Source organism: Dorea sp. 210702-DFI.3.17 (assembly GCF_020560825.1).
In the GTDB taxonomy this organism is placed as follows: Bacteria; Bacillota; Clostridia; order Lachnospirales; family Lachnospiraceae; genus Dorea; species Dorea formicigenerans.
Window position 1 is genome coordinate 1 of sequence record NZ_JAJCNB010000010.1, and the last position, 14,249, is coordinate 14,249.

8 protein-coding genes and 3 pseudogenes are annotated in these 14,249 nt (G+C 41.3%); 1 reads left to right on the top strand and 10 read right to left on the bottom strand.

Annotated elements, in window-relative coordinates; translation table 11 throughout:
* Nucleotides 1–187: 187 nt before the first annotated feature.
* Both ppdK and LI149_RS07120 read right to left on the bottom strand, forming a co-directional pair.
* A complete protein-coding gene (gene ppdK, locus LI149_RS07115; RefSeq protein WP_227143140.1) occupies nt 188–2,812 on the bottom strand; it encodes a pyruvate, phosphate dikinase in 2,625 nt (874 codons plus the stop codon).
* 279 nt (nt 2,813–3,091) lie between these two features.
* Complete coding sequence (locus LI149_RS07120; protein WP_173785893.1) at nt 3,092–4,489, bottom strand: aminopeptidase; 1,398 nt, start codon at nt 4,487–4,489, stop codon at nt 3,092–3,094.
* A 157-nt stretch (nt 4,490–4,646) separates the two neighbouring features.
* Here LI149_RS07120 and sstT point away from each other — a divergent pair, with 157 nt between their 5' ends.
* On the top strand, nt 4,647–5,852 hold the full coding sequence (gene sstT, locus LI149_RS07125) for a serine/threonine transporter SstT (protein ID WP_227143141.1): 1,206 nt from the start codon (nt 4,647–4,649) through the stop codon (nt 5,850–5,852).
* A 51-nt stretch (nt 5,853–5,903) separates the two neighbouring features.
* Here the strand turns inward: sstT and LI149_RS07130 are convergent, their stop codons facing one another.
* From LI149_RS07130 to LI149_RS07165, 8 genes and pseudogenes are all read right to left on the bottom strand, one after another.
* A complete protein-coding gene (locus tag LI149_RS07130; protein ID WP_005337253.1) occupies nt 5,904–7,304 on the bottom strand; it encodes a glycine--tRNA ligase in 1,401 nt (466 codons plus the stop codon).
* A gap of 110 nt (nt 7,305–7,414) precedes the next feature.
* Complete coding sequence (recO, locus tag LI149_RS07135; RefSeq protein ID WP_117657538.1) at nt 7,415–8,155, bottom strand: DNA repair protein RecO; 741 nt, start codon at nt 8,153–8,155, stop codon at nt 7,415–7,417.
* The gene (locus LI149_RS07140) at nt 8,097–8,270 is read right to left on the bottom strand and encodes a hypothetical protein (protein ID WP_005334277.1); all 174 of its coding nucleotides are present in this window, start codon (nt 8,268–8,270) and stop codon (nt 8,097–8,099) included. The genes recO and LI149_RS07140 overlap by 59 nt, the downstream gene beginning before the upstream one ends.
* Nucleotides 8,271–8,346: 76 nt before the next feature.
* The gene (gene era, locus LI149_RS07145) at nt 8,347–9,243 is read right to left on the bottom strand and encodes a GTPase Era (RefSeq protein WP_005334279.1); all 897 of its coding nucleotides are present in this window, start codon (nt 9,241–9,243) and stop codon (nt 8,347–8,349) included.
* A gap of 76 nt (nt 9,244–9,319) precedes the next feature.
* Nucleotides 9,320–12,241: an insulinase family protein gene (locus LI149_RS07150; protein WP_227143142.1), complete on the bottom strand. Its 2,922-nt coding sequence runs from the start codon at nt 12,239–12,241 to the stop codon at nt 9,320–9,322.
* A 104-nt stretch (nt 12,242–12,345) separates the two neighbouring features.
* Nucleotides 12,346–13,095 (bottom strand): annotated as a pseudogene (locus LI149_RS07155) (RNA-guided endonuclease InsQ/TnpB family protein); the annotation flags it as partial.
* Nucleotides 13,025–13,420, bottom strand: a pseudogene (locus LI149_RS07160) (recombinase family protein). The pseudogenes LI149_RS07155 and LI149_RS07160, both read right to left, overlap by 71 nt.
* A gap of 442 nt (nt 13,421–13,862) precedes the next feature.
* Nucleotides 13,863–13,964, bottom strand: a pseudogene (locus LI149_RS07165) (transposase); the annotation flags it as partial.
* Between the last annotated feature and the right edge of the window lie 285 nt (nt 13,965–14,249).

Here is a 14,249-nt window from a genome sequence, read left to right on the forward strand (position 1 = left end):
AGTCTCAATACTGCTTTTTCGTTTGCACCACCTTCGATTCTTTCCTTAACGATTTATCTTTATCATCATACTACCACACCAAAGAACTTTTGTACATTTTTCACGTAAAAACCCCTCACACCATAATTGATGTAAGGGGTTTTCTATATAAGCTAATTAACGTTCTATGTTAGTCACCTACAGTGTACTATTTCTGGTTAATTGCTGCCTGTGCTGCTGCAAGGCGAGCGATTGGTACACGGAATGGTGAGCAAGATACATAGTCAAGACCGATCTTGTTGCAGAATTCAACTGAAGATGGATCTCCACCGTGCTCTCCACAGATACCAACGTGAAGGCTTGGGTTAACCGGCTTACCTAATTCGATAGCCATTTCCATTAATTTACCAACACCTGTCTGGTCAAGCTTAGCAAATGGATCATTCTCGAAGATCTTAGCATCATAGTAAGCTTCTAAGAACTTACCAGCATCGTCACGAGAGAATCCGTATGTCATCTGTGTTAAGTCGTTTGTACCGAAGCAGAAGAAGTCAGCTTCTGAAGCGATCTGATCAGCAGTAAGAGCTGCTCTTGGAATCTCGATCATTGTTCCAACTTCGTACTCAAGGTCGCTGCCTGCTGCTGCGATCTCAGCGTCTGCTGTCTCTACTACAAATTTCTTAACATATTTAAGTTCTTTGATGTCTCCAACAAGTGGAATCATGATCTCTGGTTTTACGTTCCAGTCTGGGTGAGCTTTCTTTACATTGATTGCTGCACGGATAACAGCGCTTGTCTGCATCTTAGCAATCTCTGGATATGTTACTGCAAGACGGCATCCACGGTGTCCCATCATTGGGTTGAACTCATGAAGGCTGTCGATGATTGTCTTGATCTGCTCAACAGTTTTGCCCTGAGCGTCAGCAAGTTTCTTAATGTCTTCCTCTTCTGTAGGAACGAACTCATGAAGCGGTGGATCCAGGAAACGGATTGTAACCGGGTTACCTTCCAGTGCTTCATACAGTTTTTCGAAATCTCCCTGCTGTTCCGGAAGGATCTTAGCAAGTGCTGCTTCTCTTTCTTCTTCTGTCTCAGAGCAGATCATTTCACGGAATGCATCAATTCTGTTTCCTTCGAAGAACATATGCTCTGTACGGCAAAGTCCGATACCTTCTGCACCGAGCTCACGAGCTTTAACAGCGTCAGATGGTGTATCAGCATTTGTACGAACTTTCATAGTTCTGTATTTGTCAGCCCATCCCATAATTCTTCCGAATTCACCAGCGATTGTTGCATCAACTGTCGGGATGATACCATCATAGATATTACCTGTAGAACCATCAAGTGAGATGCAGTCTCCTTCATGATATTCTTTTCCGGCAAGTGTAAATTTCTTATTAGCTTCGTCCATTGCGATGTCACCGCAACCAGATACACAGCATGTACCCATACCACGAGCAACTACGGCTGCGTGAGATGTCATACCACCACGAACTGTCAGGATACCCTGTGCAGACTTCATACCTGTGATATCTTCCGGTGATGTCTCAAGACGTACAAGAACAACTTTTTCTCCTCTTGCAGCCCATTCAACAGCGTCATCAGCTGTGAATACGATCTTACCGCAAGCAGCTCCTGGAGATGCTCCAAGTGCTTTAGCAAGTGGTGTAGCAGCTTTCAGTGCTGCAGCATCGAACTGTGGGTGAAGCAGAGAGTCAAGGTTACGAGGGTCGATCATTGCAACAGCCTCTTCCTCTGTTCTCATTCCTTCATCAACAAGATCACAAGCGATCTTCAGAGCAGCTTTTGCTGTTCTCTTACCATTACGTGTCTGTAACATGTACAGTTTACCATGCTCTACAGTAAACTCCATGTCCTGCATATCTCTATAGTGTTTTTCAAGAGTTTCACAAACCTGTTTGAACTGTACGAATGCTTCTGGGAATTTCTCTTCCATTTCTGAAATGTGCATTGGTGTACGAACGCCGGCAACTACGTCTTCTCCCTGTGCATTTGTAAGGAATTCTCCGAACAGACCGTTCTCTCCTGTAGCTGGGTCACGAGTAAACGCAACACCTGTACCACAGTCATCGCCCATATTTCCAAATGCCATCATCTGAACATTAACTGCGGTTCCCCAGGAATAAGGAATATCATTGTCGCGACGATACACATTTGCACGAGGATTATCCCAGGAGCGAAATACTGCCTTTATAGCTTCTGTCAACTGCTCTTTTGGATCTGTCGGGAAATCGGTACCAATCTTTTCTTTATATTCTGCCTTAAACTGCCCTGCCAGTTCTTTCAGATCATCCGCGGTAAGCTCTACATCAAGCTTCACACCACGTTTTGCCTTCATCTGATCAATCAGCTCTTCAAAATATTTCTTACCTACTTCCATAACTACATCGGAAAACATCTGAATGAATCTGCGATAGCAGTCCCATGCCCAGCGTGGATTACCGGACGCACAAGCCAAAGTCTCGACAACTTCTTCATTGAGTCCGAGATTCAGGATTGTGTCCATCATACCTGGCATCGATGCTCGTGCTCCAGAACGAACAGAAACGAGCAGCGGATTTGTCTTATCACCAAACTTCTTGCCTGTGATAACTTCCATCTGATCAATGGCTTCAAGAATCTGTTTCATAATCTCGTCATTGATCTGTCTGCCGTCTTCATAGTACTGTGTGCAGGCTTCCGTTGTCACGGTAAAGCCTTGTGGTACCGGCAGTCCCAAATTCGTCATCTCCGCAAGATTTGCGCCTTTGCCACCAAGGAGATTTCTCATGGTAGCGTTACCTTCTGTAAACATATAAACCCATTTTGCCATAGCTATGACCTCCTAATACATTTCATGTTAAGGGTCAAAGCCAAAAACACCATTGTTTTTGTAGAAAAAATGGTCATGAGGCAAAAACCCCAACATTATATTTTTTGTAAGTCGCAACTATATTGTAGCACTTTGTTATATTTTTGTCAATAAAACAGAGGGATTATTCTCCCTCTGCTCTACAATAATTCGCATGCTTTTCGACATATTTCGTTCCTTAAAAATGTTCTTGGCATCTTTACTGAGAAATGCACGTCGTGCAACGTATACACGTAAATACTACATATTTTTCAAAAATGCAACATAGCCTTTATATGCCTCGTATACATCGGCTTTGCTTGTCACTTCCCAAGGTGCATGCATGGATAACACTGCCACACCGCTGTCTATGACTTCCATGCCGTAATTTGCCATGATGTAAGCAATTGTTCCACCGCCGCCTGCGTCAACTTTTCCAAGTTCGGCGAACTGATAAGATACGTCTGAATCATCCATGACACCACGAATCTTTGCAAGGTACTCTGCATTGGCATCATTAGAACCACTCTTACCACGGCTTCCGGTGAATTTATTAAATACAAGTCCTTTTCCGAAAAATGCAGAACTTCTCTTTTCGAACACATCTGCGTACATCGGATCATATGCTGCACTTACATCGGAAGATAACATTCTGGAATTCTGCAAAGCTCTTCTGACTTGCAGCTCGGACTCCCCGTCAGTCATAGCAACCAGTTCAGCCACTACATTTTCAAAGAATCTGGAATGCATACCGGTTGCTCCTACGCTTCCGATCTCTTCCTTATCTACAAGGATGCAGCATCCGGTACGTGTGACCTGAGGCGTATCCAGAATTGCAAATAAAGATGTAAATGCACAAACACGGTCATCCTGACCGTATGCCAGCACCATGCTTCTGTCAAGACCACAGTCTCTTGCTTTTCCTGCCGGAACAATCTCAAGTTCTGCAGAGAGGAAATCTTCTTCCTCCATATCATAATATTTCTTCAGAAGTTCCATCACATTTGCCTTAACTGCTTCTTTTTCTTCCTGATCAAGAGAAGGATCCTGCTCAAGCGGCCGGCTTCCAATTAAAAGATCCAGCTTCTCGCCTTCTACGACTACACTTCCCTTTTTCTCAAGCTGCTTTGATGCAAGATGTACAAGAAGATCTGTAATCACAAATACCGGATCTTCCTCCTCATCTCCAATACTGACTGGAACAATTGTTTCGTCTTTTTTTGCGATCACACCGTGAAGAGCAAGCGGAAGTGTTACCCATTGATATTTCTTGATTCCTCCATAATAATGAGTATCCAGATAAGCCAGCTCTTCATTTTCATATAAAGGGTTCTGCTTCACATCAATACGCGGAGAGTCAATGTGTGCACCTAAGATATTCATTCCATTTTCCAACGGCTCCTGACCGATGATGAACAGGACAATACTCTTATCCATGCACACTGCATACACTTTATCCCCGGCTTTTAATTTTACATGTTCCTTCTGAAGCTCTTTTAAATTCTTATATCCGGCAGCTTCTGCCTTTTTCACCGCAAGTGTAATACACTCACGTTCTGTCTTTCCATCGTCCAGACAATTCTTATATGTCTCATTGATCTTGTCTAATTTTTCCAGTTCTGTCTGGTCATATACTTTCCATGCATTTCTACGTTCCATGCTCAAGGCTCCTTTTTCTTATATTTCGCAGCTAAATTTCTGCCACAATTTGATAATAAGTATATCATATTATAAATACATTATTTACATTTTTCCTAAAGTTCATTATAATTTTAATTGCATTTTAATTGTTATACTATCAAAAGGGGAAATGAACATGAAAAATTTGATTCAAAAATGGAACAACATCAGTCTGATCAAACGCATTATCTGCGGTCTGATCATCGGAATTGCTTTGGGACTTATTTTCCCACAGGCGACCGCAATCTCCATTCTCGGAGATCTGTTCGTCGGAGCACTTCGCGGAATCGCACCGCTTCTTGTATTCTTCCTGATTATGAGTTCCCTTTGCCGCATGGCAAAAGGACAGAAAACGAACATGTCTTTTATCGTGATACTGTACCTGCTCGGCAATCTGTTCTCTGCATTATCTGCAGTTATTGCCAGCTACTTGTTCCCGGTAACTCTGACATTTTCACAGAGCACGAATACTCAGGATATCACACCACCGACCGGTGTCACAGAAGTGCTGAAAAATCTGCTGATGAATGTCGTTGCGAATCCAGTCGACTCACTGGTAAACGCCAATTATATCGGAATCCTTGCATGGGCCATCATACTTGGCATTGCTCTTAAGAGCGCAAGTGATGACACAAAGAATGCTTTGGAGAATATTTCAGATGCTATCGCGACTGCAGTAAAATGGATCATTAACTGTGCACCATTTGGTATCATGGGACTGATCTTCACTACAATCTCCGAGCAGGGACTCGACGTTCTTCTCGGATACGGACGTCTGATCTGCGTACTGGTCGGAACCATGCTCTTCGTGGCACTTATTATGAATCCACTGATTACATTTATCTGCCTTCGTAAGAACCCATACCCACTTGTGCTTCGCTGCCTGAAAGACAGCGGACTGACAGCATTCTTCACCCGAAGCTCTGCTGCCAACATTCCGGTCAACATGAAACTCTGCCGGGATCTTGGTTTGGACGAGGATACTTACTCCATCTCCATTCCACTTGGCGCAACTATCAATATGGCCGGAGCTGCTATTACAATCTCCACTATGGCACTTGCCGCAGCACATACACTGGATATCCACGTAGACTTCCCGACTGCACTGATTCTGTGCGTCCTCTCTGCAGCCAGCGCTGCCGGAGCTTCCGGTGTAGCCGGTGGATCACTCCTTCTGATTCCACTTGCCTGCAGCCTCTTCGGTATTCCGAACGATGTTGCTATGCAAGTCGTTGGTGTCGGATTCATCGTTGGAGTTATCCAGGATTCCTGCGAAACCGCACTGAACTCATCTACCGATGTCCTCTTTACGGCAATCGGAGATATGCGTACACGAAAATAATCAATTAGGGACGTAGTAAACTTTTAAAATACTACGTCCCTAATTATTATTTTACCATGTAAATTTCTTTTCAAAGTAAGCGTCAAGATCTTCTATTTTAATTCTCTCCTGCTCCATTGTGTCACGGTCACGTACTGTAACTGCTCCGTCTTCTTCGGAATCGAAGTCGTATGTTACACAGAATGGTGTTCCGATCTCGTCCTGACGGCGATAACGTTTTCCGATATTTCCACGGTCATCGAACTCGCAGTTGTATTTCTTAGCAAGCTGTGCATATACTTTCTCTGCACCTTCGTTGAGTTTCTTGGAAAGTGGAAGTATACCAATCTTCACTGGTGCAAGTGCCGGATGGAAGTGAAGAACAGTTCTTGTATCCGGCTTATCTTCTGTTCCAATGTTCTCTTCATCATAAGCTGCACACAGGAATGCAAGAACTACACGGTCTGCTCCAAGTGACGGCTCGATAACATATGGTGTATATTTTTCTTTCTTCTCGTCATCAAAATAAGTAAGATCCTGTTTTGATACATTCATATGCTGTGTCAGATCATAATCTGTACGATCTGCGATTCCCCACAGTTCTCCCCAGCCAAATGGGAACAGGAACTCGATATCCGTAGTTGCTTTACTGTAGAATGAAAGCTCCTCTTTATCATGGTCACGATAACGTACTTCTTCGTCTTTCAGTCCCAGTGTGTGTAACCAGTCAAGACAGAACTTCTTCCAGTAAGCGAACCACTCAAGATCTGTATCAGGCTCACAGAAGAACTCTAACTCCATCTGTTCGAACTCTCTTGTACGGAATGTAAAGTTACCTGGTGTAATCTCATTTCTGAATGATTTACCAATCTGTCCGATTCCAAATGGAATCTTCTTTCTTGATGTACGCTGTACGTTCTTAAAGTTTACAAAGATTCCCTGTGCTGTCTCTGGTCTTAAATATACTGTATTCTTTGCATCTTCTGTAACTCCCTGGAATGTCTTGAACATTAGGTTGAACTCACGGATCTCTGTGAAATCATGTTTACCGCAAGTCGGACATGGAACATTATTCTCTTTAATAAAATTCTCCATCTGCTCATGGCTCCAGCCGTCGATGCTGTCTCCAATCTCAATACCATGCTCGTGAGCGTAATCTTCAATAAGTTTATCAGCTCTGAAACGCTCATGGCATTCTTTACAATCCATAAGAGGGTCGCTGAATCCGCCAAGATGACCACTTGCAATCCATGTTTGTGGATTCATAAGGATCGCACAATCTACGCCGACATTATATGGTGATTCCTGAATGAACTTCTGCCACCATGCTTTTTTTACATTGTTCTTAAGCTCAACTCCGAGATTTCCATAATCCCATGTATTTGCAAGTCCTCCGTAAATCTCAGACCCCGGATACACGAATCCTCTGGATTTTGCTAAAGCTACAATTTTGTCCATTGTTTTTTCTACCATATTCCCTTCTCCTTCTCCTCTGATATTGTTAATAATTATACAGTTAATATTATCTATTTTCAAGTCTATTTCCCATATATTTACTTTGTATTTCTATAAATTTCTATAAATCAAACTATTGTCTCTAATATTTCCAATGATTTAAAGTTTCTTCCCACGTATACATTCAGGTAATTGCGAATCAGATTCTCCAGTTCCAAAAGCACTTCTTCTTTCACTGCAAATGTATATAACTTCTCTACTTTTGAGCTGATAATATACTGAAGCGTATATAAAGTAGATGTCCCTACCATCACCGCGTCCGGCGCATGAATCTCACATTTTCTACAGACCAGACCGCCTTTTCTGACGCTGAACTTCATATTTTCTTCCCAGCTTCCACAACTGACACATTCAAACACCTGTGGACCTTCTCCATTGATACAAACCGCCTTTAACTCATAAATGCACCGAATCAGCCGATTTGGTATATGTACATTTGTAAGGGCGCGCAATGTCTGATACAAAAGTTTTAAGAGTTCTGTCTCATCGTTGGCTTCCCTTGCATAGTACCCTGCAAAATCCAGAAAATAAAAACCATAGTAAGCACCTTCCACGTCTGTCCGAAGTTCAGAAAAATAATTGGAAATAGAGGCCGACATCAATGTATATGATGTCCGCCCCTCATAGACTACAAATTCTCCAAATGAAAATGGGCTTGTCACCCCAAGGAGGGAACTATTGGTTCTTCTGGCTCCTCTTGCAAATGCTGCAATTTTCCCACGTTCTTTTGTGAGCAGTACAACACGTCTGTCATAATCGCCCACCGGAGTTGCCGAAAGCACCATGCCCGTCACGGTAATCTGATTCATAGGTCTTCTTCTGTGAACGCTCCATGACTCTGTAGCAGATCTTCATGCCACGGTAATAGAGATAGTCCACAATCCTTCCTGTCTTCATAAATTGCTTCCAGTACTTTTCTTCCATAAGGTCACCTCATCATAAGCTTGTTTTCATGTAAATGTTTTTCCTTATGATTAGATTCCCCCAAATACCACTCATTTTATTCTTCTTCCCGATATCCAAAATTTTTCATCAGAAATTCGCTGTCTCTCCAGTCCTTCTTTACCTTCACCCAAAGCTTCAGATTGACCTTACAATCCAACATTCTCTCAATCTCATAACGGGCAGTACTTCCAATTTTTTTCAGCATACTCCCCTGTTTTCCGATGATGATCCCCTTGTGTGAATCACGCTCACAGATGATCGTTGCATCAATATGCATAACTTTGTTCTGCATTTTCATACGGTCAATCGCAACCGCGATTCCATGCGGGATTTCATCTTGCAAACTGTGCAATGCTTTCTCACGGATCAATTCTGCTACAATCTGACGTTCCGGCTGATCTGTCACTGTGTCCTCATCATAAAACTGTGGTCCATATGGAAGATATTTCATAATGACGCGTAGAAGTTCATCCGTATTGTCACCACTTCTTGCAGATACCGGAACAATATCTGCAAAGTCATAAATATCTTTGTATGCAGCAATTGCCGGCAGAATCTCTTCTCTCTTTACAGAATCCACCTTATTGATGACGAGAATGACCGGTGTCTTGACTCTCTGAAGCTGCTTTGCAATATGCTGTTCGCCCGCTCCGATAAATGTAGTTGGCTCCACAAGCCAAAGCACGACATCCACTTCATTCAATGTCTTCTCAGCCACATTTACCATGTACTCACCGAGCTTGTTTTTCGCCTTGTGGATTCCTGGTGTATCAACAAATACAATCTGACCTTCATCCGTTGTCAGAACCGTCTGGATACGGTTACGTGTTGTCTGCGGTTTGTTAGATGTAATGGCAATCTTCTGCCCGATCAGGTAATTCATTAATGTAGATTTTCCCACATTCGGACGTCCAATCAATGTCACAAAACCAGACTTAAAATCATTCTTCATATATTCTCCTCTCAATTAGGGACACCCCTAATCACTGATGGGGACGTAATATTTTAGCGAAATGCTACGTCCCTAATTAAAAGCTTGTCACCTCGCCAAATAATTCTTTATCTTCTTCTATTTTCTCTTCTCCACCAATGACGCACAACTGGTCTGCTGCCAGTACTGCTTTTGCCACCTTGGCAAGTGCCCGGATATCTTCCTGTGCCGCATCCAGGATCTGTGCGCGTTCTTTCTTAATCATCTCGGCACTTACTTTGTTCATGTAGAGATTCATAGAACGTTCGCCCTTGGTCGCCGGTGTCATTGGCTGATCAATGTTGCTGATTGTTCCAATGATGTATTTTGTCATATCACGGTCACTGACAGTAAAGTTCTCCAGGTAATCTACCACGCCCTCATATACATCAATGGTACGTTTTAAATTCGGGTCACGGTAAGACACAAAGTAACCTTCTCCGATGCGGTTGAAACTGCTCATGCAACCGTAAGCTCCGCCTTTGACACGGATATTCTGCCACAGATAATCATAGCTTAAGATCACTTTGAGAATCTGCAGTGCTCCTGTATATTCTACGCCACGATCTATGAAGTTACCAGTGCGTGCTACATACTGAACTTTTGATGCAGTCTTAAATCCTTCATTCTTTTTCTCGCAATGAATGATGCACGGTGTCTCTGTTACGTTCTCATGATTGAGCTTTCCGGCTAGTTCTGCGATTCTCGGCTCCATGCCCTCAAGACCTTCTCTTGCCGCTGTATAGCTGATCATCATATTGTCCGGACGGAAGATTTTCTTTGTCAGTGCGTACAATCTCTGCGATAACGCCTCTTTTTCCTCGTCAAAATGTTCCTCTATATAGGCAACTCGTTTGTAGAAGTCAATTCCGCTTGTCATATCTTTGAATTTAGCAGACGGTGATGCATAAGACAGTGCACGAAGTGCTGCGGTCGTATGTCCAGAAGACTGGAACTTCATAAGCAGCCTTGATTTCAGCATAGCAAGAATCTCCCGGATTCGCTTCGTATCATCTAGTTTTGATGCCGTAAGAATCTCTGCCATCATGGCAAATGTTTTCTCAAGTTGTGAATATAATGCTTTTCCTTTGATCTCAAATGTCGCTTTGAATTCTTTTTCTTTCACACGTGTCACATTATTATACAGCTCCAGTGATGTACCGATTCCTCCGGTATTTACATTTATCTCATTGAATAACTCACTGTATTCATAGTTCTCTGTATCAATAATTCCAAGTACTGACTGCAGGATTCCAACATCCGCCAGTTCTTCTGCACTGACACCGGACAGATCGAACATAACGTTCACATATCCGATTCCATTTGTCTCAATCTCATGGTAAACAACCGGCACATCTGCCAGCTTCATTTCTTCATTAAAGAATGGGGCTATCTCTCTGGAAATGTCTTCTCTGCGCAGTACCGGGATTTTTTCCAGGTTTTCTATCGCTTCCGGCTCAGACTGGTACTCTTCCAGCGCCTTCGTGTCTGCCACCAGTTTTTCAACCTCTGCTTCGCTCAATGACTCTTTATATGTCTGAAGCTTGTCCTGGAGCTGTGCATCCAGACGTGCTGTACGTCCCTGCTCCGGGCGGACCACTACGATTGCTCCGTGTGTATTGTCAAGCAGATACTTCTGGATCAGTTCTTCATAATATCCGGTTCCAACTTTGTTCTTTAAAAATTCAAATGTCTCTAACGCCTCAATATGGATAAACGGCTGGTTTTCATCATAAAGCCAGCTATCCATGACTTGGAGTCCATACATAAGTCCTTTTGGATAATTTCCAAAATCAGCTTCTCTGTATCGGAATTCGTTGTAGTTGATTCCTGCCAGCAGCGCTTTCTGGTTGATGCCATTCTTCACCTGATCTCTAAGAACGTCTTCAATCACCTTCACAAACTCATCTTTCTGACTTTCCTCTGCATTTTTCGCAACGACAGAGAAAATAGGCTGATACACACCGTTGTCATAAGAACCCATAATGTCTTTTCCGATTCCGGCATCGGTAAGGGCCTTCTTAAGCGGTGCTCCCGGTGCTGATAACAGTGCGTAATCCAGGATTTCAAATGCCTGATAGAGTTCTCGGTCCAATGTTGTTCCAATGACCTTATTATAAGAAAGAAATGTATTCTCTTCTGTAGATTCATCGCTTGCTATAGAATATTCAAAAGTCTTCTCCTGTACCTCATCAAATGGCTTCTGCAAATGAATCTCTGAGTTTACGTCCTTTTTGTCATAGTGGCACAGGTATTCCTTGTCAAGCCAGCGAAGTTTTTCCTCCATATCCATATCTCCGTACAGATAAATATAACTGTTGGACGGATGGTAATATGTTCTATGGAAATCAAGAAACTGCTCGTAAGTAAGCTGTGGAATCACCTCTGGATCTCCACCGGACTCGTTTGCATAGCAGTTATCCGGGAACAAGGTATTCAGAACAACCCGATCCAGAACTCCCTCCGGTGAGGAAAATGCTCCCTTCATCTCATTGTATACAACTCCATTGTAGGAAAGCTCGCCATCTTTTTCATCCAGCTTGTAGCTCCAGCCCTCCTGACGGAATGTCTTATCATGATTGTAAATATTCGGATACAAAACCGCATCCATATATACATGCATCAGATTCTGAAAATCCTTGTCATTACAGCTTGCCACCGGATAAACAGTCTTATCCGGATACGTCATTGCATTTAAAAATGTATTCAAAGATCCCTTCACCAGCTCTACAAATGGATCCTTTGCCGGGAAATTCTTTGACCCGCAGAGTACGGAATGCTCCATAATATGCGGAACTCCTGTACTGTCTGACGGCGGTGTCCGAAATGCAATGCTGAACACTTTGTTATTGTCATCATTCTCAACAAGCAGAACTCTCGCACCACTTTTCTTATGCTTTAAAAGCTTTCCTTTCGCTTTAATACCCTTTAAATCTTCGTCTTTTAATACTTCATACGTCGTTAAGTCTTTTACACTCATAAACTTTCCGATGTTCTGCCACTCAAAATGTAATTAAATATACTCACATCGAGATATTGTAAGTTCTCACGAACATTACTTACTATTTCATCGTGTATGCTTTGTATATTTGTTTTTTGAGTGGACCATCCTTTCTTTAAATTTTCATACTTTCGAGAAAGACTTCTCTGTTCTCGAATAAGCTGTTTTTCAAGTTTCTTTAATTTTGCAGATTTGTTAATGTTCTTATAATTTTTACCATTAGAAACAATGGCAAAATCCTTCAATCCAAGGTCAATGCCAATTCCTTCATTGAAATTATTGACTATCTTGTTATTTAGGATTTCAATAAGAACTGAAACATAGTATTTGTCAGCTCTTATTGAAACATGACCGCTTTTAATTACGTATCCATCTTTTGTTGTGGGAATATATCCTTTTTCTTTGATGCGAATCCAACCAAGTGACGGAATATTGATTCTGTGTCTTTCACAACGACAATCTTTTGGATTATTCTTTACAAAATACATTTTTACATCAGATTTACCTTTCTTTTTAAAATTCGGAAAAGCACTTTGATGTTTAAAAAATCTGGTAAATGCGATACAACCATTTTCGATTGAGCGCTTTACAGATTTTGAACTGACTTCCTTAATCCATAACTTGTCTGGATTTCGCGGAAGATACTCATTGTTCAGCCAGATACTAAAACTTTTACCACTCATAAACTTTTCACCTTTATCGTAAAGTTCTTTGTTATGAGTGAGATAGAAATTGTAAATATATCTACAAGTTCCTATTGTTTTACGAATTTTGACTTTCTGTTCCTCTGTCGGATTTATTTCTGTCTTGAAGCTCTTTAGCAATTTCCTCATCCTTTTCTATTTGCTTTTTATACTTACGAAGTCCATACAACCTACAAGAAAACACACGAAGAATTCAAAATTGTCTTAAAAATGCAACTTGATTTAGTAAATCATCTTTTTGATTTCTTGTAGACACTCTAGCATAAATAACTACCTGACGTTTATCATTTTCAATATTTATACCTTTGAATTGTAGATACTGATCATAAGTGTAATAACGCCTATTAGTTGGAGTTCGATTTGCCTTTAAAGTTCCTTCTCCGTCCCAACATTGTAATGTCTTAACAGATACGCCTAAAAGTTCGACAAAATCTTTTGGCTTATAATTTGTGATATTTGATGTGTTCATTTTATCGCTCTCCTTTGAGTATTTTTAAACACATTTAATCACTTTCGTCAATTATTTTAATTTCTTAACTTTTCTCCTTTCTCATACACTGAGGCTATTATATCACATTTTTCTACAAAATAAACTGTAAGCCCTTTGGAATACATGCGTATTTTTATCCATCATTGACACTCCCCACTGCTAAAGGAGGAGGATTCTTGCTTCAACCACTGCTGCATTGTGTGATACCATGCGGTGTCGCAATGTCTTACACAGTGTCCACAAGCTCGATTATACTGTTCTCGTATGCCCTAAGGTGCAGTCTTATATATGCTTGTGCCGACTGCATTTGCAATCCTTTGTTTAAATTATTTATGCTCGCATTGGTATCCCTGTTATGTATGGCTGGCATGATTTCCATGATGTCTACAGAAATATTTGCAGCATACTCAAAAAGAAGTTCCTTTAATCGGGTATCTATTCCATTTGTTAAAATTTTGCGTCTATACTTAGGACACCACACAACATGATATTTGCAAGAATAGATTATATTGTTATTAGTTCAATGTATAGTATTCATATATATTGTATACCATTTTAAAATCTAATACAAGAATATTTTGTTCCATCTTCAATTACTTGCGTAAATTCAATGGAAGTGTCTTATACCCCCATAGCTAAGTCAAGGTGTTTTACGACACATTGGATAAATACCGCTTGTAAAATGTATCTGCAAATCATCAGAATTTCCAAAGCTGAAAACTAAAAAAGAACATCTGCTCTTTAGAAATATCCTAAAAACCGGATCCATTTCTTAAGGCAAATGTTCTTTTAG